Annotated in this window: 22 protein-coding genes; 12 read left to right on the forward strand and 10 right to left on the reverse strand. The window is 71.9% G+C overall.

Annotated features, from left to right (window positions below):
• Nucleotides 1-115: 115 nt before the first annotated feature.
• Nucleotides 116-949 carry a helix-turn-helix transcriptional regulator gene (locus tag FHX45_RS15400; protein WP_167101762.1) on the reverse strand — a complete coding sequence of 278 codons (834 nt, stop codon included), beginning with the start codon at nt 947-949 and terminating at the stop codon, nt 116-118.
• A gap of 101 nt (nt 950-1,050) precedes the next feature.
• On the opposite strand from FHX45_RS15400, the gene FHX45_RS15405 reads away from it, so the two are divergent.
• From FHX45_RS15405 to FHX45_RS15415, 3 genes are read left to right on the forward strand one after another with little or no spacing between them, the layout of a single operon-like run.
• Complete coding sequence (locus FHX45_RS15405) at nt 1,051-2,463, forward strand: MFS transporter (RefSeq protein WP_167101765.1); 1,413 nt, start codon at nt 1,051-1,053, stop codon at nt 2,461-2,463.
• Between the two features lie 52 nt (nt 2,464-2,515).
• Nucleotides 2,516-3,040 carry a sigma-70 family RNA polymerase sigma factor gene (locus FHX45_RS15410; protein WP_167101768.1) on the forward strand — a complete coding sequence of 175 codons (525 nt, stop codon included), beginning with the start codon at nt 2,516-2,518 and terminating at the stop codon, nt 3,038-3,040.
• A complete protein-coding gene (locus tag FHX45_RS15415; RefSeq protein WP_167101771.1) occupies nt 3,033-3,905 on the forward strand; it encodes a VOC family protein in 873 nt (290 codons plus the stop codon). The genes FHX45_RS15410 and FHX45_RS15415 overlap by 8 nt, the downstream gene beginning before the upstream one ends.
• Before the next feature lie 11 nt (nt 3,906-3,916).
• Here FHX45_RS15415 and FHX45_RS15420 read toward each other — a convergent pair whose 3' ends face one another.
• Entirely contained in the window at nt 3,917-5,221 is a 1,305-nt protein-coding gene (locus FHX45_RS15420) for a UDP-glucose dehydrogenase family protein (protein WP_167101773.1), read from the reverse strand.
• Between the two features lie 158 nt (nt 5,222-5,379).
• On the opposite strand from FHX45_RS15420, the gene FHX45_RS15425 reads away from it, so the two are divergent.
• On the forward strand, nt 5,380-6,138 hold the full coding sequence (locus tag FHX45_RS15425) for an SDR family NAD(P)-dependent oxidoreductase (RefSeq protein WP_167101776.1): 759 nt from the start codon (nt 5,380-5,382) through the stop codon (nt 6,136-6,138).
• Nucleotides 6,139-6,159: 21 nt separating this feature from the next.
• Here the strand turns inward: FHX45_RS15425 and FHX45_RS15430 are convergent, their stop codons facing one another.
• Nucleotides 6,160-7,308, reverse strand: coding sequence for an erythromycin esterase family protein (locus FHX45_RS15430; RefSeq protein ID WP_167101779.1), 1,149 nt, complete (start codon nt 7,306-7,308; stop codon nt 6,160-6,162).
• Nucleotides 7,309-7,389: 81 nt separating this feature from the next.
• Between FHX45_RS15430 and FHX45_RS15435 the strand changes: the two genes are divergently transcribed.
• Nucleotides 7,390-8,097, forward strand: coding sequence for a MerR family DNA-binding transcriptional regulator (locus FHX45_RS15435; protein ID WP_167101782.1), 708 nt, complete (start codon nt 7,390-7,392; stop codon nt 8,095-8,097).
• Here FHX45_RS15435 and FHX45_RS15440 read toward each other — a convergent pair.
• On the reverse strand, nt 8,081-9,715 hold the full coding sequence (locus FHX45_RS15440; protein WP_167101785.1) for a TM0106 family RecB-like putative nuclease: 1,635 nt from the start codon (nt 9,713-9,715) through the stop codon (nt 8,081-8,083). The two genes, FHX45_RS15435 and FHX45_RS15440, sit on opposite strands and share 17 nt — an antisense overlap.
• Before the next feature lie 103 nt (nt 9,716-9,818).
• On the opposite strand from FHX45_RS15440, the gene FHX45_RS15445 reads away from it, so the two are divergent.
• Nucleotides 9,819-10,283, forward strand: a complete 465-nt coding sequence (locus FHX45_RS15445; protein WP_167101788.1) for a DUF6474 family protein — start codon at nt 9,819-9,821, stop codon at nt 10,281-10,283.
• A gap of 4 nt (nt 10,284-10,287) precedes the next feature.
• On the opposite strand, the gene FHX45_RS15450 is transcribed toward FHX45_RS15445, so the two are convergent.
• The 4 genes from FHX45_RS15450 to FHX45_RS15465 are packed head-to-tail and all read right to left on the reverse strand — an operon-like array spanning nt 10,288 to nt 13,850.
• The gene (locus tag FHX45_RS15450; RefSeq protein WP_167101790.1) at nt 10,288-11,250 is read right to left on the reverse strand and encodes a glycine betaine ABC transporter substrate-binding protein; all 963 of its coding nucleotides are present in this window, start codon (nt 11,248-11,250) and stop codon (nt 10,288-10,290) included.
• A complete protein-coding gene (locus FHX45_RS15455; RefSeq protein WP_167101793.1) occupies nt 11,247-12,023 on the reverse strand; it encodes an ABC transporter permease subunit in 777 nt (258 codons plus the stop codon). Before FHX45_RS15455 ends, FHX45_RS15450 begins: the two co-directional genes overlap by 4 nt.
• A complete protein-coding gene (locus tag FHX45_RS15460; RefSeq protein ID WP_341771478.1) occupies nt 12,020-13,210 on the reverse strand; it encodes a betaine/proline/choline family ABC transporter ATP-binding protein in 1,191 nt (396 codons plus the stop codon). Before FHX45_RS15460 ends, FHX45_RS15455 begins: the two co-directional genes overlap by 4 nt.
• Entirely contained in the window at nt 13,203-13,850 is a 648-nt protein-coding gene (locus tag FHX45_RS15465) for an ABC transporter permease (protein WP_167101796.1), read from the reverse strand. Before FHX45_RS15465 ends, FHX45_RS15460 begins: the two co-directional genes overlap by 8 nt.
• Before the next feature lie 236 nt (nt 13,851-14,086).
• Here FHX45_RS15465 and FHX45_RS15470 point away from each other — a divergent pair, with 236 nt between their 5' ends.
• From FHX45_RS15470 to FHX45_RS15485, 4 genes are all read left to right on the forward strand, one after another.
• Nucleotides 14,087-14,602, forward strand: coding sequence for a hypothetical protein (locus FHX45_RS15470; protein WP_167101799.1), 516 nt, complete (start codon nt 14,087-14,089; stop codon nt 14,600-14,602).
• A 30-nt stretch (nt 14,603-14,632) separates the two neighbouring features.
• On the forward strand, nt 14,633-15,367 hold the full coding sequence (locus FHX45_RS15475) for a YcnI family copper-binding membrane protein (protein ID WP_167101802.1): 735 nt from the start codon (nt 14,633-14,635) through the stop codon (nt 15,365-15,367).
• Nucleotides 15,367-15,900 carry a copper resistance CopC family protein gene (locus FHX45_RS15480; RefSeq protein ID WP_167101805.1) on the forward strand — a complete coding sequence of 178 codons (534 nt, stop codon included), beginning with the start codon at nt 15,367-15,369 and terminating at the stop codon, nt 15,898-15,900. Before FHX45_RS15475 ends, FHX45_RS15480 begins: the two co-directional genes overlap by 1 nt.
• Nucleotides 15,901-16,050: 150 nt before the next feature.
• The gene (locus tag FHX45_RS15485) at nt 16,051-17,073 is read left to right on the forward strand and encodes a copper resistance D family protein (protein ID WP_167101808.1); all 1,023 of its coding nucleotides are present in this window, start codon (nt 16,051-16,053) and stop codon (nt 17,071-17,073) included.
• A gap of 155 nt (nt 17,074-17,228) precedes the next feature.
• On the opposite strand, the gene FHX45_RS15490 is transcribed toward FHX45_RS15485, so the two are convergent.
• On the reverse strand, nt 17,229-18,140 hold the full coding sequence (locus FHX45_RS15490) for a phosphotransferase enzyme family protein (protein ID WP_167101811.1): 912 nt from the start codon (nt 18,138-18,140) through the stop codon (nt 17,229-17,231).
• A gap of 54 nt (nt 18,141-18,194) precedes the next feature.
• Complete coding sequence (locus FHX45_RS15495; protein WP_167101814.1) at nt 18,195-19,577, reverse strand: helix-turn-helix domain-containing protein; 1,383 nt, start codon at nt 19,575-19,577, stop codon at nt 18,195-18,197.
• 289 nt (nt 19,578-19,866) lie between these two features.
• On the opposite strand from FHX45_RS15495, the gene FHX45_RS15500 reads away from it, so the two are divergent.
• Nucleotides 19,867-20,187, forward strand: coding sequence for a hypothetical protein (locus FHX45_RS15500; protein WP_167101817.1), 321 nt, complete (start codon nt 19,867-19,869; stop codon nt 20,185-20,187).
• A gap of 13 nt (nt 20,188-20,200) precedes the next feature.
• Nucleotides 20,201-20,599 (forward strand): hypothetical protein, encoded by a 399-nt coding sequence (locus FHX45_RS15505; RefSeq protein ID WP_167101820.1) that lies wholly within the window; start codon nt 20,201-20,203, stop codon nt 20,597-20,599.
• Nucleotides 20,600-20,630: the final 31 nt, after the last annotated feature.

Consider the following 20,630-nt stretch of genomic DNA (forward strand, 5'->3'; position numbering starts at 1 on the left):
GGGGTTCGCGCACGTCCCGAAGCTACGGCAGACGACGGCGCGGCGCGTCCGTCGAAAAGCGGCACTTGGATTACGACCACCGCGGTACCGGCGGGCGAGGCTGGGTGCCGGGACCTCAGCGCGCGGCGATTTTCTCGGCCGTCTCGCTGTCCGCGGGGGTGTAGGTGGTCAGCCGGACCTCGGAGTGCCTGCCGAACCACAGGTGGGTGTAGTCGAAGCTGAGCAGGCCGGCTTCCGGGTGCACGAACACCTTCGTCAGGTTGCGCATCGGCTGCACGTCGTGCTGGTTCCAGACCGCCTCGAACTCGGGGGACTCCTGCCGCAGCCGCTTGACCAGCGCCTTCCAGCTCGGTTCGGCGATGTGCTCGGCCATCGAGGCGCGGAACTGCGCCACCGTGCGCGGCATGCCGTCCTCCCAGTCCCGCAGCCGCGAACGCCACCGCGGGTTCGTGAAGCACAGCAACAGCGAGTTGCGCTCCTCGAAGGGGATGCTGTCCACGTCCATCAGCCAGTCGTAGGTGGCGTTGTAGGCGAGGATGTCGGTGCGCGCGTTCTGGACCGCGGCGGGGAACGGCTCCAGCTGGTCCAGGATCGCCCTGACCTGGGGCGTGACGACCCCGCACTCCTTCTGGATCGGCGGTTCCGGCACGCCGGCGAGGGTGTAGAGGTGGCTGCGCTCGTACGGGTCGAGGCGCAGGGTCCGGGCGATCGCGTTCAACACCTGCTCGGAGGCGTGGATGTCGCGGCCCTGCTCCAGCCACGTGTACCAGGTGACGCCCACCCCGGCGAGCTGGGCGACTTCCTCACGGCGCAGGCCGGGCGTGCGCCGCCGGCCGCTGGACGGTAGCCCGACCTGCTCGGGCGAGATCCGCTCGCGGCGGCTGCGCAGGAACGACGCGAGTTCACGACGGCGGATCTCCTCGGTGGAGACGGCCACAGTGCTGGTCATGATGCCAGCCTGACACACCCCAGATCCTGTTACCAGGTACTTCTGATACCTGGATAACCACACTCTGGTACCAGGTTCCAGCCCGGTTGATCGTAGTACCCATGACGACAACCCTCGCCCCGGCCGTAACCCGGCCGGCCCTCACCCGCGGCGGCCTGGCCACCGTCCTGCTGGGCGCGGCACTGGCACCCATCGACCTGTTCATCGTGAACGTCGCCCTGCCCACGATCAACACCGATCTGCACACGACGACCGCCACCCTGGAGTGGATCGTCGCCGGGTACGGCATCGCCTTCGCCCTGCTGCTCGTCATCGGCGGCCGGCTCGGGGACGCGCTCGGCCACCGCCGCGTGTTCTCCCTCGGCCTGGCCGCGTTCACGCTCACCTCGCTGATCTGCGGGATCGCGCCGACGGCGGCCGTGCTCGTCGCGGCCCGCGTCGCGCAGGGTGCCGCGGCCGCGCTGATGGTGCCGCAGGTGCTCTCGATCATCCAGGCCACCACGACCGGCGAGCAGCGCTCGCGCACGATCGGCTACTACGGCGCCACCGGCGGGATCGCGATGGTCGTCGGCCAGCTGCTCGGCGGGGTCCTGGTCTCCGCCGACCTGGCGGGCAGCGGCTGGCGGCCGATCTTCCTGGTCAACGTCCCGATCGGACTGGCCGGGCTGGTGCTGGCCCGGCGCCTGCTGCCGGAGACGCGCGCGCACGACCCGCTCGGCGTGGACGGCCGCGGCACGGCACTGCTCGGACTGACCCTGCTCGCCCTGCTGGTACCCCTGATGGAAGGCCGCGCGCTGGGCTGGCCGGTGTGGTGCTGGGTCCTGCTCGGCGCGTTCCCGTTCGCCGCGGCCGCGTTCGTGCGCGTCGAACGGCGGTTGGAGGCACGCGGCGGCACGCCGCTGCTGCCGCCGTCGGTGGTGCGGATGCCGAGCATGCGGCGCGGGCTGACCGTGGCCGTGCCGTTCTTCGTCGGCTTCGGCGGGTTCCTGTTCGTCTACGCGCTCACGCTCCAGGACGGGTTGCGGCTGGGCCCGCTCGCGTCGGGTCTCGCGCTCACCCCGATGGCCGTCGCGTTCCTGGTGATGTCGCTGCTCAGCAGCCGGTTGGTGGCGCGCCTGGGTCGCTACGTCATCGTCGTCGGCACGACCGTCCAGGTCGTCGGGCTGCTCGTGCTGATCGCCGCGGTCCTGGTGTTCTGGCCGCACGTCACCGTCCTCACCCTCGTCCCGGGCATGCTGATCACCGGGGCCGGCCAGGGCCTGACCGGGCCCACCCTGTTCCGGGTCGTGCTGTCGCGGGTGCCCGCGGAGAGCGCCGGCGCCGGCAGCGGGATGCTCACCACGACGCAGCAGAGCTCGCTCGCGCTCGGCGTGGCGACCCTGGGCACGCTGTTCGCCGCGCTGACCGGACCGTTCGGGATGGCGGGCGCGCTGGTGCTGGTCACCGGGCTGCAGGCGATCATGATGGCGGGCATCGCGCTCACCGCGCGCCGCCTGCCGGACCCACGCGGCTGAAAAATCCGGGCGGAGCCGTCGGAGAACCACCTCCCCGGACGACGATGGGGTTGTGAGCGAACCGCGGGTACGACCGGACCCGGCTTTCGCGCTGCTCGAGCTGTACGAGTCGGCGCTGCCGGAGGTGTACGGCTACCTGCTGGCGCGCTGCGGCGACCGGGGCGTGGCCGAGGAACTCACCTCGGAGACGTTCCTCGGCGCCGTTCGCGCGTGCCGGAGCGCGGGCGCCCCGCCGGTGAGCACCCCGTGGCTCATCGGGGTCGCGCGGCACAAGCTGGTCGACCACTGGCGGCGCCGGGAACGCGAGGAACGCGGGCTGCGCGTGGTGGGCGACTCCGAACCGGAGTCGGTGGACCCGTGGGACGCCGAACTGGACGCCCTGCTCGCCCGCGAGGTGCTGGAGTCGCTGGGCGCGCACCACCGGGCTGCACTGACACTCCGGTACCTGGACGGACTGCCGGTGCCGGAGGTCGCACACGTACTGGGCCGGACGGTGCACGCGACCGAAGCCCTGCTGGTCCGGGCCCGCACCGCGTTCCGGGCCGCCTACCGGGAGAAGGAGGTGCGTGATGACTGATCCCCTCGACGCCCTCCGCGCCCCCGTCCAGCCGGCCGACCCCGACCCGAGGTTCGCCGCCGAGCTGCGCGAACGCCTGCGTCGCGCTGTGTTGAACGGAGGAGAGATGACCGGAACGGAAGCACCCGCACGGGCGGAACCGCACTCGCTGACCCCGTATCTCGCCGTGCCGGACGCGCGGCGGGCGCTGGACTTCTACGTGGAGGTGTTCGGCGCGCAGCGCCGCGGCGACCCGATCGTCATGCCGGACGGCCGGATCGGGCACGCCGAGGTCGCGATCGGTGACAGCGTCCTGATGCTCGCCGAGGAGTTCGCGGAGATCGGCCACGTGGCCGCCGCGGGTGGCGCGACGATCCGCATCGAGGTGTCCGATGTGGACGACGTGGTGCGCCGCGCGGCGGAACGCGGCGCGGAGGTGCTCAACCCGGTCGACGACCGCGGCCACGGCCGGAGCGGCGCGATCCGCGACCCGTTCGGCCAGCGGTGGCTGGTCGCCCAGGCGCCGGTCCGGGCCAGCGGTACCGACACCGCCCGGCACGGCGAGGCCGTGTACTTCACGTTCCAGGTCCCCGACGACGAGGCCGCGAAGGCGTTCTACGGCGCGGTGCTCGGCTGGCGGTTCACCCCGGGCAGCGTCGAGGGCGCGTGGGGTTTCGCCGGGCCGGGGCTGGAGGGCGGCCTGTGGGGCGGCCCGGGACGGCAGGTCGGCTGGAAGCTGATGTACGCCGTGGACGACGTGCCCGCCGCGGCCGAGCGCGTCCGCGCTGCCGGTGGGCGGGTGACCGAAGTGGACCGGAAGCACTACGGCCTGACCGCCGACTGCGTCGACAACCAGGGCATCGAGTTCTGGCTCTGGCAGCCGTGAGTCAGTGGCGTTCAGTGCCGTACGGTGACGCGGGCGGGGCGCGGGCGGCCGAGACCCACGTAGGACAGTCCCGCGTCGGTGATCACACGCGGATCCAGCAGGTTCCGCGTGTCCACCACCCCGTCGCCCTGCATCAGGCCGGCCAGGTAGCCCCAGTCCAGCGCGGTGAACTCGGCCCACTCGGTGAGCACGACGATCGCGTCGGCGTCCTTGGCCACCTGGTACGGGTCGTCGACCACGGTCATGCCGGGCAGGGCCGCCCGCACCGCGGGGTCGTAGGCGGTGACCTCGGCGCCGTGCGCGGCGAGCATCGAGCACACCGACAGGGCGGGTGAGTCGCGCAGGTCGTTGGTGCCGGCCTTGAACGCCAGGCCCAGCACGCCGATCCGGGCGCCGACGAGACTGCCGCCCACCGCGCCGGCGATCTTCGCGACGATCCGGTCGCGCTGCGCGATGTTCTCCACGATCGCCGCGGTCAGCAGCGAGAAGTCGAACCCGACCGATTCGGCGACCTGCACCAGCGCGTGCGTGTCCTTGGGCAGGCAGGAGCCGCCCCAGCCGGGGCCGGGCTTGAGGAACGACCGGCCGATGCGGCGGTCGTGGCCCATGCCCTCGGTGACCGACACGATGTCGGCGCCGAGCCGGTCGCACAGCTCGGCGATCGCGTTGACGTAGGACAGCTTCATCGCGAGGAAGCAGTTGGCCGCGTACTTGACCAGCTCGGCGCTCGCCGCGTCGGTGACGACGTTCGGCGCGGACAGGTCGCGGTAGAGGCCGGCGACGCGGCGGGCGGCAGCCTCGTCGTCGGAGCCGACGACGATCCGGTCCGGGTGCAGGAAATCGGCGACCGCGCTGCCCTCGCGCAGAAACTCGGGGTTGGCGACCACCGGGACGTCGTCGCGGCCGAGCAGGGTGCGGATGCGCTGGGCGGTGCCGACCGGGACGGTCGACTTGGTGACCACGGCGCACCCGGCGGGCAGGACGTCGGCGATCTCGGCGACGACCGCTTCGACGGCCCGCAGGTCGGCGGCGCCACCCGCGCCCATCGGGGTCGGCACGCACAGGTAGACCGCGTCCGCGCCGGCGACGGCCGGGCGCGCGCCCACGACGAACCGCAGCCGCCGGGTGGCCAGACCGCGGGTGACCAGTTCCTCCAGGCCGGGTTCGAGGATGTCGACGCGCCCGGCGGCGAGCCGGGCGACCTTGACGTCGTCCACGTCCACGCAGGTCACCTGGTGTCCGAGGGCGGCGAGGCAGGCCCCGGTGGTCAGGCCGACGTATCCGGTGCCGATCACGACGATGCGAGCTCCGCTCATGAGCCGACGGTGACAGCCCGAGTTGACCGCAGTCCTAACAGGAGTCGTCCGCGCCGGATACGGCGCGCGACGGGTGAGGAGGGCCACGCGAGTGCCGCGGCGAACGAGCGTTAACCTCGGGGGGCAGAGCAGAGTGGCCGCCACGGAAGGACCTATTCATGCAGATCAAGGACACTGCCGCGATCGTCACCGGTGGTGCGTCGGGCCTCGGCGGGGCGACCGCCCGGGCGCTGGCCGCACGCGGGGCGCACGTGTTCGCCCTCGACCTCGCCGCCGGGATCGAGAAGGCGGAGAAGGTCGAGGGCATCACCTACGTCGAGGCCGATGTGACCGACGGTGACCAGGTCGCGGCGGCCGTGGAGCAGGCGGCGGGCTCGGCGGTGCCGCTGCGGGTCGTGGTGAACTGCGCCGGCATCGGACCGTCCGCCCGGATCCTGTCCAAGAAGGGCAAGCACGATCTGGGGCTGTTCCGCAAGGTCGTCGAGATCAACCTGATCGGCACCTTCAACGTCGTCACCCTGGCCGCCGAGGCGATCGCGCGGACGGAGCCCCTCGCGGACGACGCCCGCGGGGTCATAATCAACACGGCGTCGGTCGCGGCCTTCGACGGGCAGATCGGGCAGGTGGCGTACTCCGCCTCGAAGGGCGGGGTGGCCGGGATGACGCTGCCGGCCGCGCGCGACCTCGCCTCGCACGGCATCCGGGTCATGACGATCGCGCCGGGCATCATCGACACCCCGATGCTGGCCACCGTGTCGGAGGAGTTCCGGGCGGGCCTCGCGGCCGGCGTGCCCTTCCCGAAACGCCTCGGCCGTCCCGACGAGTACGCCCAGCTCGCGCTGAACATCATCGAGCACGACTACCTCAACGGTGAGGTCATCCGCATGGACGGCTCCCTCCGCATGGCACCCCGCTAGGCAGCCGCTTTCGAAACACCCCTAGCGACGCAGTGTCAGGGCCTGGGTGTCGGTGCCCGCGCTGACGTGCAGGACCGCGTCGGCGCCGTCCAGGGTCTCCTGGTCCAGCGGGAAGTAACCCTGCATCGGGTCGGTGTCGGTCCGCGTCTGCGCGTGCGCGAGGTCGCGCGCCGGCACCAGACCCCAGGTGCCGATGCGCCGCTGCAGCAGGCCCTCGAAGGTTTCCGGCGCCGGCTCGCCCAGCTCGATGGCCCTGCTGCGGCCCAGGCTGCCGACGATCAGCCGGTACCGCTCGCCTGCCAGCGACGAGACGATGGCGCCCGCGCTGGACCAGTTCACGTCCATCGGCCCCAGGCGCAGGTGGCTCTCGTTGCGCTGCAGGTGGCGGTTCTGGGCGAACACCAGGACCGGGCCGCGCTCGATGTCGCGGATGTCGAGCAGGTTCTGGGCCATCATCGCGTCGCGGAACGCGCTCAGGCGGGTCCAGCGTGCGGTGTCGTCGACGGGTTCGGCGGCCTGCCGGTGGTAACGCAGGAGACCGAGACCGGCGGTGAGGTGGATCCTCGCCCGGTGCCACTCGGCGCGCGAGGTCGCCGCGATCAGCAGCGGTGCGCTCGCGTAAAGGATCACGAGCATGTCGTCGGCGATGACGCGAAGCCGGTCCGCCTCCGGCGTGGCGCCGGGTGACTCGGCCGCGTTCATCACCGCCTCGGTGCGGTGCCAGCGTTCGTCGTCGCCGGTGAGGCCCGCGATGTCGTGGTCCAGGCCGAGGTAGTCCCGGGCGTGCTCGAGGTAGGGGCGCGGGCTGGGTGCGTTCATCATCTCGGTGGACACGTCGAAGCCGTGGAAGGCGAGGCGCTGCGCGGCCGGACGGTTCTCGTTGTACTCGCGCATCCAGGCGACCAGCCGCCGGTTGTTGTCGAGTTCGCCGAACCGGTGCGAGAAGCCGTCCCGCATCACCGCGTCCAGGCTGCCCGCGCCGTGCTGGACGTAGTCGTTCACGGTGAGCGCGGCGACGCGATCGGTCTCCAGGGCGATCGCGGCGAACCCGAGATCGGCCAGCTGCGCGAACAGGTCGTTGCGGATCCGGGCGAACGCCGGTTCAAGGTGGGTGGGCTCGCCGAGGGCCAGGAAGTCGGCGGCCGGGGTGAGGATTTCCCGAATGTCCATGAGCTTCGATCGTATCGTTGAAAGAACGGTTGAAGCTTTTCCCGATTTTCCAGTGAACACGTGCGGTAAAGTCTCCAACCGGTGGTCACCTACAAACCCGCCGGCCTCGCGCGCGAGCACGGCATCTCGGCCCAGGCGGTCCGCAACTACGAACGGGACGGGTTCCTCCCGGCCGCCGCCCGCACCCCCAGCGGGTACCGGATCTACACCGAGGTGCACGCGGCGGCGCTGCGCGCGTTCCTGGCGCTGGTCCGGGCCGGTGGGCACGCGATGGCCGGGCAGATCATGATCGCGGTCAACGAGGGCAGGCTCGACCACGCACTGACGCTCGTCGACCGCGGGCACGCACAGCTGTTGCGCGACCGGGAAACCCTGGATTCGGTGCGCCGGGCCATCGGTGACCTGACCGGGGCCCCGGCCACGACGGAAGGGCCGGCGCGGACGATCGGCGAACTCGCCCGCCGGCTCCGCGTCACGCCGGCGACCCTGCGCAAGTGGGAGGAGGCGGGAATCGTCGCGCCCACCCGGGACCCGGCGACCGGGTACCGCCGCTACCACGCCGCCGACGTCCGGGACGCCGAGCTGGCGCACCTGCTCCGCCGGGGCGGTTACCTGCTGGAGCACATCGCCCCGGTGGTGCGGCAGGTCCGGGCCGCAGGCGGAACCGAGGCGCTGTCCGGCGCGCTGGCGGCGTGGCAGGCCAAGCTGACCGCGCAGGGGGTGGCGATGCTGGACGCGGCCGCGCACCTGAGCGGGTACCTGCGCGTGGCGCCTACAGGTCGCCCATGAACGGGATGCTGTTCGCGGTGGTGGTCATCCAGTTGCGCAGCGCGTGGGTGGCCCGCACGTCGTCCTCGTTGTAGCGCAGCAGACGGTCGCGCTGGCTCAGGTCGGGTTCGGTGCCGTCCATGCCGACCGCCTGCCGGTACCAGCGCATCGACGCCTCGCCACCGGCCTCCGGGTCGCGCCAGGTGAAGCCGGCCACCGGGGCGACCACCTTCAGGCCCTTGCCCCGGGCACACAGGAACTGGTCGGCCACCGAGCGGAACAGGTCCACCCACTCGTCGGAGTCCACAAAGGACTGGATTTCCTGCTTCGACGGGATGCCCGGATGATCGCCGAAGCGCTCGACCGAGCCGAACAACCACCTGTTCTCGGCCATCGCGTTGTAGCAGTAGGCCCGGAACGTCCGGCCCGCCGCCTCCGCGCGGGCTCGCACCTCGCGCAGCCAGGACCAGAACTCCGCGAACGACCGGGCCTCGTCGCCGGTGGGCAGCGGCTGCCAGGTCACGAACGCGCGGTAGCCCTGCTCGATCCCGATGTCCGCACCGCTGAGCAGGCAGCCCCACAGGTAGGCACCCGACTCGCCGAAGGACTCCATGTCGATGTCGACCTCGACGTCCGCGCGGGCCACCTCGACCCGGGCGACGCGGCGCACCATCGTCAGGTCCGCCAGCCACGCCCTGGCCAGCGCGACCGCGTCGGCGAACGGGCCGGAGGTCCACACGATCGGCGGCTCGTCGTCCGGGTCGAGCGCGGCCAGCTTGTCCACCGTGGACACACCCGCGCGGCGCAGCTCCATCGCGTCCTCGCCACGGACGACCAGGCTCACGTCCCGCATCGCGGTCAGCTCGGCCTCACACGTCGGCCACCACGGGCACGTGCGGCACTCCAGCACCCGGGACGGCTCGGCCAGCGCGGGACCGCCGGCGCGCGCGGCCTCGGCGATCGCGAGCCGGTCGGCGAACCGCGCGTCGTACTCCGTCAGTGCCGTGCGGCCGCCCGGCCAGGTGGCCGCGTCGAGGTCGTGCCACACCACCACGTCGGCGTCCAGGCCGATGACACCACCGACGGCCCGCTCGGCCGCCATGCCATGGGCCTCCAGCATGCGGCGCAGGTGGGCGAGCCGCAGCTGGTCACGCGGGTGGGAGCGGACCCTGCGCGACGGGTCCGGGATCGCGTGCCGCGGGTCGAGGTCGTGCGGCGGCGTGGTGACCGCGCCCGCCCCCGGGTCGGTGATGCGGTGCCGGACCACCAGCACCGGCAGGTAGCCGCCCGCGGCACGGACCAGCAGTTCGGCCCCGCCGCGGCGGTGCCCGGCCCGGTCGGCCGGCAGCAGCGCACCCCAGATGTGATCGGCACCCTGCGCCATCGCCTGCTGGGTGGCCGCGGCGCGCTCCGGCGGCGGCAGCTCCCGGTCGATGACGACCCAGCCGGCGCCCGGGCTCGCCGCGATCAACCGGTCGCGGATCTCCAGCCGGTGGGCCGCCGCGTCGGCGATGCGCTGCTCGGCCGACGGGTCGGGCGGCGCCAGCTCGACCCCGCGCATCGCCGGGTCATGCTCCAGGTGCACGCGACGACGGCAGCGGCTCACCGCGCCGGCCTCGAGCAGCACCTCAGGTTCCATGACACCCACTCTAGAGAGCCCCTCCGACAGTTCCGCGCCGAGTGTGACGGCCGCATTACGTGTCGGACATGCCCGCGCTCGTGGCTGCCGCTACATTCAGCCCATGGCTCGCAAGAAGACCAGGACGCCGGCCGAGACGGGTCTCACGCCGAAGAAGGCCCGGAACGCGGTCGCCGTGGCGAAGATCGTGGTGCCCGCGGTGGCGCCGGCGCTGGCCCCGCTCGCGGTCAAGGCGGCGAGCGCGGTCCGCGACGCCTACGACCACTACCAGGCGCGACGGCTCGGGGTGCCGGTCGACCAGCTGTCGGAGTTCACCGGCCGCGGCGCGCACCTGCTCGCCCGCATCGCCGGCACGTCCGAGGCACTGGCCGAGCTGCGCGGGAGCGAACGCGCGAGCGACGACGACGTGCGGTTCGCCAAGGACGCGCACGCGACGCTCGAGCAGCTGACGGCCGCGGTCCGCGCGGCGGAACGCATGCCGGCGTCCCGCCGGAGGGCCGCCCACCACGCGGTGAGCGCCGAGCTGGAGCGCATCGAGGGTCAGGTGCTCCAGCGTCTCGGCGTCTGAGCCGTCACCGGACGAACCCCTTCGACACCATCCAGTCGCGGGCGACCTCACCCGGGTCGCGGCCGTCGACGTCGACCTGTTTGCACAGTTCGATCATCTGCTGGTTGTCCAGCGCCTTCGCCACCGGTTCGAGCACCTCGCGCACCGCGGGGTGCGCGGCCAGGAACTCCTCCTTCATCGTCACCGCCGCGTTGTACTGCGGGAAGAACCGCTTGTCGTCGGCCAGGACCCGCAGGTTCAGGCCCGCGATGCGGCCGTCGGTGGTGAAGATCTCGCCGAAGTTGCAGGTGCCGGTGGCGACCGCGGCGTAGATCGCCCCGGTGCCGAACGTCTTGACGTTCGTCGCCGGGAACCCGTACGTCCGCTGCACGCCGGGGAACCCGTCCTGCCGGCTCGCGAACTCCGTCTCCACGCAGAAGACCGCCTGGTCCGGATGCTGCTTCAGGAACTCCGTCAGGTCCGAAGTGGACCGCAGGTTGTGCTGGCGGGCGTACGCCTCGGTGGTGGCGAAGGCGTAGGTGTCGTTCACCGGCGAGTAGTCCAGCCACGTGATGCCGAACTTCTCCTCGTCGGCCTTCTTCGCCGCGTCGAACTGGGCCTTCTCGTCCGGGATCGGCTCGGTGTTGCCCTGGTAGGAGATCCACGCCGTGCCGGTGTACTCCCAGGAGACGTCGATCTGACCGTTGATCAGCGCCTGCCGCGCCGAGTTCGACCCGCTGATGTTGGTCAGGTCGGTGACGTGCGCCCCGGCCGCGGACAACGCCAGCTCGGCCATGTAGCCCAGGATGATGTTCTCGGTGAAGTCCTTCGACCCCACCGCGACGTTCACGCCGTCCAGGCTCGGCACCGGGCGGATCGACCCGGGTTTCACGTCGTAGGGCAGGGCCGCGTTGACGTCCAGGCCGCACGCGGTCAGCGACGTCGTCAGCAGCACGGCGCCCAGGATCGCCGTCAACCGGTGCTTCACGCCAGCCCCCTCGGACCGAAGACCCGTTCCATCACCGCGCCCAGCCAGTCGATCAGCAGCGCGAGACCGACCGCCAGGATCGCGCCGGTGACCAGCACCGGCACGCGGTTGAGCTTGTAGCCGGTGTCGATCAGCTCGCCGAGCCCGCCGCCGTTGACGAAGAACGCCAGCGTCGCCGTGCCGACGGCGAGCACCAGCGAGGTCCGCAGGCCGGCCAGGATCAGCGGCACCGCGAGCGGCAGTTCGATCCGGAACAGCACCGCCCGGCCGGACATCCCGATCCCGCGGCCGGCGTCGATCAGCGCCGGGTCCACCGAGGTGATGCCGACGATCGTGTTCCGCAGCACCGGCAGCAGCGAGTAGAACGCGATCGGCAGGACCGCGCACCAGAACCCTTCCCAGCTGGTCCACAGGAAGAACAGCACGATCACCCCGAGCGCCGGTGCGGCCTGCCCGATGTTCGCGATGGTCAGGAACACCGGGGCCACCGGCCGCGCCCAGGAGCGCGTGAGCACCGCGCCCAGCGGCACCGCGACCCCGACCACGATGGCCGCGACCGCGACGGTGATCAGCAGGTGCTGCCAGGTCGCCTCCAGCAGCCGGGCAGCGTTCAGGTTCTCCGCCTCGATGGCGTCGTTGTCCCTGGCCAGCGCCCACGCCACGACCGCGGCGACGACCACCGCGACCACCGCGGGCTGCACCAGCAGCCGGGCCCGTTCCGCGCGGCGGGAGCCGGATTCGGTGGTGAACCCCTTGTCGACGGCCGTGGTCACGCCGGGCTCCCGTCGTCGGCGTGCTCCTCGCGCAGCCGCTGGATGGTGCTCGTGACCGTGTCCAGCTCGATCATCCCGGCGTACTCGCCACGCGACCCGGTGACCGGCACCGCACCGCCCTCGACCAGCATCGCCTCGAGCGCGTCCTGCAGCGTCGATTGCAGGCTCACGAAATCGCCGATCGGCTTGCCCACGTGCTCCAGCGACGACGCGGCGGTGAGGTCGCGGACGTGCACCCAGCGGACCGGGCGGCGGCGGTGGTCGAGCACCAGCGCGTAGGTGCGGCGCTGCTCGGTCATCTTCCGCCGCAGGTCGGCGGGCGAATCGCTGGTCGACGCGGTCAGGGTGTCCTGCTTGAGCTCGACGTCGCGCACCCGCAGCAGGGTGAGCTGCTTGAGCGAGGCGCCCGCGCCGACGAACCCGGCGACCGTGTCGTCGGCCGGGTTCGCCAGGATCGCGTCCGGGGTGTCGTACTGCAGGATCTTCGACTGGTTGCCCAGCACCGCGATCTTGTCGCCGAGCTTCACCGCCTCGTCGAAGTCGTGCGTGACGAACACGATCGTCTTGCCCAGTTCCGACTGGAGCCGCAACAGCTCGTCCTGCAGGTTGCCGCGGGTGATCGGGTCGACCGCGCCGAACGGCTCGTCCATCAGCAGCACCGGCGGGTCGGCGGCCAGCGCGCGGGCCACCCCGACGCGCTGCTGCTGACCGCCGGAGAGCTGCCGCGGGTAGCGGTCGTGGAACTGCGCCGGATCGAGCCCGACCAGGTCGAGCATCTCCTCGACGCGGTCGGCGATCTTCTTCTTGTCCCAGCCGAGCAGCCCCGGCACGACGGCGACGTTCTGCGCGACCGTGAAGTGCGGGAACAGCCCGGCCTGCTGGATCGCGTAGCCGACCTTGCGGCGCAGCCGGTCCGGGTTGAGGCTCAGCGCGTCCTCACCACCAATGGTGATCCGTCCGGCGGTGGGTTCGATCAGCCGGTTGATCATCCGCATCGTGGTGGTCTTGCCGCAGCCGGACGGCCCGACCAGGATCACGATCTTCCCGGCCGGGATGGTCAGGGTGACGTCGTCGACCGCCGGCTGCCGGGAGCCCGGGTAGCGCTTGGTGACGTGCTCCAGCTGGATCTCGACGCCGGAGACCGCACCCGGTTCCGATTCGATGGGAGATTCGATGGTTTCAGACACGGACACCCCTCGGGACGGTGAAGCGGGCGATGAGGACGTAGATGCCGTCGAGCACCAGCGCGAGGACGACCACGCCGATCGTGCCGGTGAGGGCCTGGTTCACGGAGTTGGTGCTGCCCGCCCTGGTCAGGCCCGCGAACACCTCGGACCCCAGCCCGGGGCCCTTGGCGTAGGCGGCGATCACGGCGATGCCCATCAGCATCTGGGTCGCCACCCGCATGCCGGCGAGGATCGCGGGCCAGGCCAGGCGCAGCTCGACGCGGGTCAGGACGCCGAACCGGCTCATCCCGATGCCCTTGGCCGCGTCGGTGACCGCCGGATCGACCCCGCTCAGCCCCACGATCGTGTTCCGCACGATCGGCAGCAGCGCGTAGAGCACGAGCGGGATCACGCTGGGCGCGACGCCGAGACCGACGATCGGGATCAGCAGCCCGATCAGCGCGAACGAGGGAATCGTGAGGACAGTGCTGGCCAGCGCGGTGGCCAGGGCCGATCCGATGGGGCTGCGGTAGACCGCCACGCCGATCAGCACGCCGATGACGGCGGCGATCACGGTGCACTGCACCACGGCGCTCACGTGGAGCCAGGCCTGCAACCCGAGCCTGCTCCACCTGTCGGCCACGTAGTCGAACCAGTTCATCCGTGCGGCCGCCTCCTCCCGATTTCCGTCACCCGTTCGGGCTACGTCTCGGCAACCAGTACACCGTTACCGAAAAACGTGAAACTCACAAGCACCGAGAGCGGATCACCGTCGATTTCCACCGGTCAGACCGGAACGCGGCGTTCACCACACGGGACGCCGTCGCCATGATCACCCCGGTCTCCTACGCTGGACCGGTGAGCAAACGACCGCGTCGGCACGGTGCGTCACGCACCGTGCGCGGAGTCTTGCTCGCCGTCACTTCCGGCGGCCTGGCGGTCAGCGCGCACGCGCTCGCCCATGGCGGCCTGCCGGACACCGCGCTGACCCTGCTGCTCGTCCTGCTCGTCGGCTGGACCGGGGCCGCGCTCGCCGAGCGCACCCGCGGACCGCTCGGCGTGCTCACCGTGCTCGGCTCGGCCCAGCTGCTGATGCACGTCGTGCTCGACTCGCTGATGCCGCACCCGGGCTCGCTCCCGGTCGCGATGTTCGCCGCACACGCGGCGGCCACCCTGGTGACCGGGTTGCTGCTCGCGCACGCCGAAGCGCTGCTGCGGGTCGTCGCCGAGCGGTTGTCCCTGCTCCTGCCGGTCCTCTTCGGACCGCTCCCCCCACCGCCGCTGCCGCCCGGCGCGCCCGCTCCGGCGCCCGGACCGGCGCAGATGTTGGTGCTGCTGTGCCGCGTGAACGCGAGACGAGGGCCGCCGGTGCCCGGCGCGCGACCCCTCTTTCACCTCAGCGTAACCCGCTGACCTCGTCTTCTTTCCAGGAGCATCCACATCATGAACAACGCTGTCATCCGCCGCGGCCTCGTCCTGACCGGGACCATCGGGCTCGTCGGCGTCCTCGGCGCGGGCGTCGCGTCCGCGCACGTCTCCGCCAACGTCCTCGGCTCGCAGCCGCAGCAGGGCGGGTACGGGGCGATCACCATCCGCGTGCCGAACGAGGAGGAGAACGCCGGCACCGTCAAGGTGGAGGTCGACTTCAAGCCGGAGTACGCGATCAGCTCGGTGCGTTACCAGCCGATCCCGGGGTGGACGGCGGAGGTCACCAAGACCCCGCTGCCCGCACCCATCAAGAACGGCAAGAACCTGGACGTCACCGAGGCGGTCACGAAGATCGTCTTCACCGCCCAGCCCGGCACGAAGATCGGTCCGGGTGAGTCGCAGTACCAGGACTTCGCCATCACCGCCGGTGCGCTGCCCGCGATCGGCGAACTGGTGCTGCCCGCGATCCAGACCTACGACAACGGTGCGGTCGTGAGCTGGGACCAGGTGGCCGCCGACGGTGCGCCGGAGCCGGAGCACCCCGCCCCGTCCGTGGAGCTGGCCGCCGCGTCCGGAGACGGTCACGGGCACGCCACAGCCAACGCCACGACCACTGCGGCCACGACCGAGGCGTCGGCCGGAACCGACGACACGGCGCGGTGGCTGGGTGGCGCCGGGCTGGTCGTCGGCGCGCTCGGCCTCGGGGTCGGCGCCGGCGCGGTCCTGCGGGGGCGGAAGGCGTCGAAGTAATGCGCCGCCTGCTCGTCACGGTCGCCACGGCGCTGGTCGCGCTGGTCGTCACCGCCACCCCGGCGCTGGCGCACAACGTGCTCGTCTCGTCCGACCCCGCCAAGGACGCCGTGCTCGAAACCGGGCCGTCGAAGGTCACCCTGACCTTCGACAGCCCGGTGCAGGGCGGCGACGTCAACCAGGTCTCGGTCGTCGGCCCGGACGGGTCGCAGTGGGCCGAGGGCGAGGTGCAGATCAGCAGCAACGTCGTCACGGCCGCGGTCCGGCCGCTCGGCCCGGCCGGGCGGTACACCATCGGCTACCGGATCCTGTCCGCCGACGGGCACCCGGTGCTCGGTGATGTCGCGTTCACCCTCAGCAAGGGCGGCACCGGCACCCCGGCGTCGGCGAGCGCCGCGACCGGGGCCGGTGCGGCGCAGCCCGCCGCGTCCTCCGGCGGTGGCGTGCCGGTGTGGGTGTGGATCCTCGGCGCGGTGGTCCTGCTGGCCATCGGGCTGACGCTGGCGTTGCGGATGGGCAGGGACAACGCGTGACACCGCGACAACGACACATGAGCATCGCAGGGCCGGCCACGGCCCAAGGAGCACAGTGGGGAGGCGTCGCGGCATGACCCCGCGACAACGACACACGAGCATCGCAGGGCCGGCCACGGCCCAAGGAGCACAGTGGGGAGGCGTCGCGGCATGACTCTGTCCGAGACCACCTCGCGCGTCCGCTTGCAGGCGATGGCCGCGGTCGTCGCCGCGGCGCTGGCCGGTGTGCTGATCGGCGTCGCGCTGACCGCCACCGCACCGGTGCCGGGCGTGGCGGAGGTCAGCGAGGTGGTCTCGGTCGCCATCCCGATCGTCCGCGTGCTGCTCGACCTGGCCGCGGTGACGACGATCGGCCTGGCCCTGCTGTCCGTCCTGGTCGGGTACGACCGGCCGAAGCTCACCGAGCCGATCCTGCGGCGGGCCCGGCCGGTCGCGCTGGCCGCGTCGCTGGTCTGGGCGACGACCGCGCTGGTCACGCTCGTCCTGCAGACCGCCGAGTACCGGCCGCAGGTGGCGACGGTGAGTTTCGCCGACATCGGCGCCTACGTCGTGGCGGTCGGTGCGGGCAAGGCGCTGCTCGTCGTCGCCGCGCTCGCGCTGGTCCAGGTCGGGCTGGGGGTGCTGACCCTGCGGCACGGGGAGAAGGTTCCGGCCGAGGTGCGCGTCGGGCTCGGACTGTTCGCCCTGCTGCCGCTGCCGGTCACCGGGCACGCGGCGAACTGGAACTACCACGACTACACGATGATCTCGATGGAGCTGCACGTCATGGCCGCGGTGGCGTGGACCGGCGGCCTCGGCGCGATGGTCGTGCTGCTCGCCGCCAACCGGACGCTGCTCGCGCACGCGCTGCCCCGGTTCTCCAAGCTGGCCACCGTGTGCCTGGCCCTGACGGTGGTGACCGGGCTGTTCAACGGGGTCGTGGAGATCCTGCTCAACCCGACGATGAACCTGGTCACCGCGCTGCTCACCACGCCGTACGGCCGGCTGGTCCTGCTCAAGGCGTTGTGCGCGGCCGGCATCGGGGCGCTCGGTGGCGTGGTCCGGTGGAAGCTGATGCCGCGCATCGCCCGGCACGAGCGGACCGCGCTGGCGACCTGGGCCACGCTCGAGCTGACGGTCATGGGTCTCGCGTTCGGGTTCGCCGTGGTCCTCACCCGAGCGCCGGTCAGTTGACGGTCCGTAGCCGCAAGTTGCACCGCGGGCCGCAGGACGGAGCCGGCCAGGGGTGATCGGCAGGGCCGAACTCCCCTCCGCGGCACACCTCTCGGCACAGACGACGAACGGTCCCTACGCGTCGGTAAGTGCCCGCGCATTTCCCACTATGTGGACTACCGGTAACGGGCCCAGCCGCTCTCGGCGCGGCCCGCGCGCAGGTCGCCCAGCCGCCGCCGGAGTTCGCCGCGCACCTGGGGGTGGCTGCGCAGGATGGGCAGCACGCTGGTGACCAGCTTGAGCTCGCGGGCGGCCCGGAGCACGGCGAACCCCTCCCAGCGGGCGACGTCGAAGCCGTAGACGTCGGCCAGCATGCGGTACCGGCCCGCCGGATCCCCGAACCGCTCCCGGCCCACGGCCAGCGGCGTCAGGTCCCATTCCGGCGGGCCGACGCAGGAGGAGTCGAAGTCGCACAGCACCGGCCCGTCCGGGCCGACGATGACGTTGCCCGGGTGCGCGTCGCCGTGGATCAGGCTGCGCCGCAGCGGGAACTCCAGCTCGTCCAGGGCCGCCTCGACCTCCGCGCAGCGCCGCAGCAGGAACCGCCGGTCGTCCGGGTCGAGCTCCTCGGCGTCGGCCACTCGGGCCCGCACGTCCGCCAGCGGTGCCCACTCGCCGACGCCCTCGGGCGCGGGCAGGGCGTGCACCCGGCGCAGCAGTCTGCCCAGGTCGGCCGCGGTCGCGCGGCGCTTGTCCGGCGGCACCCGGACCCAGGCGGTGACGACGTGCTCGCCCACGTGGATCGGCTGGTCCGCGCCGGGCAGCAACCGGATGGCCGGCACGTCGTGCGCCGCGAAGTGCCGGGCGACCCGGACAACCTTGGCGACGCGGTGCCGCAGCGCCCGCGACCCGACGATCCGCATCACGACCGGCGCACCGGCCAGCTCGTAGACGGCGTTGTTGGTGAACCGCAGCAGCGTCGCGCCACGGTGGTCCAGACCGAGCAGCGCACACGCCCCGGCCAGCGCGGCGGCCAGCTTGTCCTTCGTGAACCGGCCGTCCCGCTCGCCGCCCGCGAAGGTGGTCATCGTCCTATCCCGCGTTCCGGCACGGGAACGCCGCCAGCCATCCGGACACCGGCGCTACGCCGCGAAGAACGAGCTGATGCGCTCGTCGAGGTCGCGGGCGTCGGGGTTGTTGCGGCGCTTGGCCGCCTCCTCCTTCATCGGGACCATGCGGTCCTTCACGCGGGCCGACTTGATGCCCTCCGCCGACTCCAGCGCCAGGCGGCCGATCCGCGCGCCGTGGTCGATGTCGCCCTCGAGGAGGTGGTTGGTCGCCAGCGCGGCCTGGTTGAACACCTTGCTGCGCTGCATGTCCTCGCCGTACGCGTCGATCGCCCTGGTCAGCGCCGGGATCGCGTACTGCGTGTGCTTCCGGTCGACGCCGCGCGCCAGTACCGTGTGGACGGTGCCGATCATCGCGTACACGTCCGTCTCGTTGAAGAACCGGACCCAGTCCTCGGCCTCGGCCACGTTCGCGCGGGCGAACTCGTCCTTGGCCAGGCCGAGCAGCTTCAGCGACTGGTCCTGGTTGCCCATCATCGCGTAGGCCCACGCCTGGTTCGCCGCCAGCACGGAGATCGCCAGCTCGGAGCCGGACTCCTGCGCCGCGATCTGTCCCAGCTGGAACAGCTTGAGCGCGTCGTTGGGCGCGTCCTGGTGCAGGTAGACCCGGCCCATCCGGTACAGGATGTTCGCCACCAGGTGGTCGTTGTTGCCCTGTTTGGCCAGCTCGAGCGCGTTGGCGAAGTGCCCCCGCGCGGAGTCGACCAGTCCACTGTCGAACGACGTCCAGCCGGCCAGGCTGTGCAGGTCGGCCAGCGCCACGAACAGGCGCGACCGGACCGGCGTGGCGGCCGAGGAGTCGAGCATCTGCTGTCCCCAGGACAGCTGCGCCACCACGGCGTCGCGGCAGAACCCGCCGCCGTACTGGTAGTCGAGCGCACGCAGCGCCCTCGTCGCGGCCTCGACCTGGCGCACATCGGTCATCCCGATGTGGCCGGGTGCCGGCGTCCTCGCGGGGCTCGCCGCCCATGCCTTGGGCGACGATCCCAGGATGGCCGCCCCCATCGTGACCTGGGCGGCGTGCGCGAGGAAGTTCCGCCGCTTCACGGACTCGTCCTCCTCAGCCTGCTGCTCGTCGGCGGCGCCGACGACCTGAATCTCGGTGGCCTCGTCGTAGGCGAGGCCCATGTATCCACGGGGGACGCCCAGGCCGTCGGCGATCCGCGCGAGCACGTCGTAGGCCATCACCTGACGGCCCTTGAGGATCTCCGAGACCTCCGACTGGGACTGACCGGTGAGCGCGGCGATCTGGCGCTGGGAGATGCCCTCCTTGCGCAGGTTCCGGTACACGGCACTGATGTCCCGGGCGGCCAGGGCCTCCCGCATCTCCCGCTTCTCCCAGGCATCCGGACCGATCGGATGTCCCTGGCGGGCATCAGTGTTGTCACCGGCGTTCATTGCGCCCCCTCACCGTCCTGTCGGGCGTCGATTCGCAGCGTAGGCACACACATTGAACCGTGGGAAACGTCGTTGCGGCACCCCTGATCGGTCGGGGTGAACTCCGCCGACCGTTCACCGGTCCGCCCGCACCGGTCGCCGCTGTGACCGCGGTTCGCCTTCTCTTCCGCTGCGGTTCATCGCAATCTGGTTCTCGGAGTTCCGCGTGACCGAGTGAACACAGGCAGCGATCACGCAGAGCTACGACGAACACGGACAGCAAGCCCGACCGAGAGAGCGGAGACACGCGGTGGAGTTCATGAACTCGATCTCGGCCCCACGCGCCCAGATCCACCGGCGGTCCTTCGCCCCGGCCGGCGCCGCGCCGCGGCCGGCGATGCCCGCCGCGGACCCGCGTGCCGCCCAGCTGCGCCGTTACGAGGGTGGCCAGCTGGTGTGGCGGGTGCAGTGCGGCGACCTGATCAACCGTGACCGTTGCGTCACCGTGCTCGTCCAGGACGGCCAGGTGGTCCTCGTCGGACCGCCCGGTGAAACGGCCCGCCTCACCGCGGGCCAGCTCGGCCAGCTCCAGGCGGCGTTGAACGAAGCCGCCAAATTGGCGGAAAGGTGAGGGTGAGAGTTCCGTGGATCAGATCCTTGGGCAGGTCCTCCGCAACGCGGTCTGGGAGCGCCTCGACATGCTCGCCGATCTCGCCACCAGGGCGGACGCGCAGTCCCTGGTCTCGGTGGCCCGGTCGGAACTGCCGCGGCTGACCGAGGGCTGGCGCGCGATGCTGACCGCCCACGAGCCCGACGAGCGGGGCGACTGCCCCACCTGCTCCACCCGCTGGCACCGGTGCAAGGCGCCGTGCTCGGTGTGGCAGGTCGCGCACGAGCACCTCGTCGCCGGCGGTCTGGCCCCGCAGCAGGACCTGCACCGGCCGTGGCGCCGCAAGTCGGGCGTTCCGTCCCAGACGCGCGGCACAACCCAGGGCGAGCCGACGGGTCGCCACGCGCTGATGCCGCAGGTCGCGAACCACTGACCGCTCGGCGATTAATCCGAAAAACCCGGTC

Origin of the sequence: Amycolatopsis granulosa, assembly GCF_011758745.1 — a bacterium.
Lineage (GTDB): Bacteria > Actinomycetota > Actinomycetes > Mycobacteriales > Pseudonocardiaceae > Amycolatopsis_E > Amycolatopsis_E granulosa.

Excerpts from the sequence above, each read along its gene's own strand:
- FHX45_RS15495 (WP_167101814.1), bottom strand. The coding sequence starts at position 19,577 with ATGAACGCCGGTGACAACACTGATGCCCGCCAGGGACATCCGATCGGT.
- FHX45_RS15490 (WP_167101811.1), bottom strand. The coding sequence starts at position 18,140 with ATGACCACCTTCGCGGGCGGCGAGCGGGACGGCCGGTTCACGAAGGAC.
- FHX45_RS15405 (WP_167101765.1), top strand. The coding sequence starts at position 1,051 with ATGACGACAACCCTCGCCCCGGCCGTAACCCGGCCGGCCCTCACCCGC.
- FHX45_RS15440 (WP_167101785.1), bottom strand. The coding sequence starts at position 9,715 with ATGGAACCTGAGGTGCTGCTCGAGGCCGGCGCGGTGAGCCGCTGCCGT.
- FHX45_RS15465 (WP_167101796.1), bottom strand. The coding sequence starts at position 13,850 with ATGAACTGGTTCGACTACGTGGCCGACAGGTGGAGCAGGCTCGGGTTG.
- FHX45_RS15480 (WP_167101805.1), top strand. The coding sequence starts at position 15,367 with ATGCGCCGCCTGCTCGTCACGGTCGCCACGGCGCTGGTCGCGCTGGTC.
- FHX45_RS15445 (WP_167101788.1), top strand. The coding sequence starts at position 9,819 with ATGGCTCGCAAGAAGACCAGGACGCCGGCCGAGACGGGTCTCACGCCG.
- FHX45_RS15475 (WP_167101802.1), top strand. The coding sequence starts at position 14,633 with ATGAACAACGCTGTCATCCGCCGCGGCCTCGTCCTGACCGGGACCATC.
- FHX45_RS15430 (WP_167101779.1), bottom strand. The coding sequence starts at position 7,308 with ATGGACATTCGGGAAATCCTCACCCCGGCCGCCGACTTCCTGGCCCTC.
- FHX45_RS15485 (WP_167101808.1), top strand. The coding sequence starts at position 16,051 with ATGACTCTGTCCGAGACCACCTCGCGCGTCCGCTTGCAGGCGATGGCC.
- FHX45_RS15415 (WP_167101771.1), top strand. The coding sequence starts at position 3,033 with ATGACTGATCCCCTCGACGCCCTCCGCGCCCCCGTCCAGCCGGCCGAC.
- FHX45_RS15400 (WP_167101762.1), bottom strand. The coding sequence starts at position 949 with ATGACCAGCACTGTGGCCGTCTCCACCGAGGAGATCCGCCGTCGTGAA.
- FHX45_RS15420 (WP_167101773.1), bottom strand. The coding sequence starts at position 5,221 with ATGAGCGGAGCTCGCATCGTCGTGATCGGCACCGGATACGTCGGCCTG.
- FHX45_RS15425 (WP_167101776.1), top strand. The coding sequence starts at position 5,380 with ATGCAGATCAAGGACACTGCCGCGATCGTCACCGGTGGTGCGTCGGGC.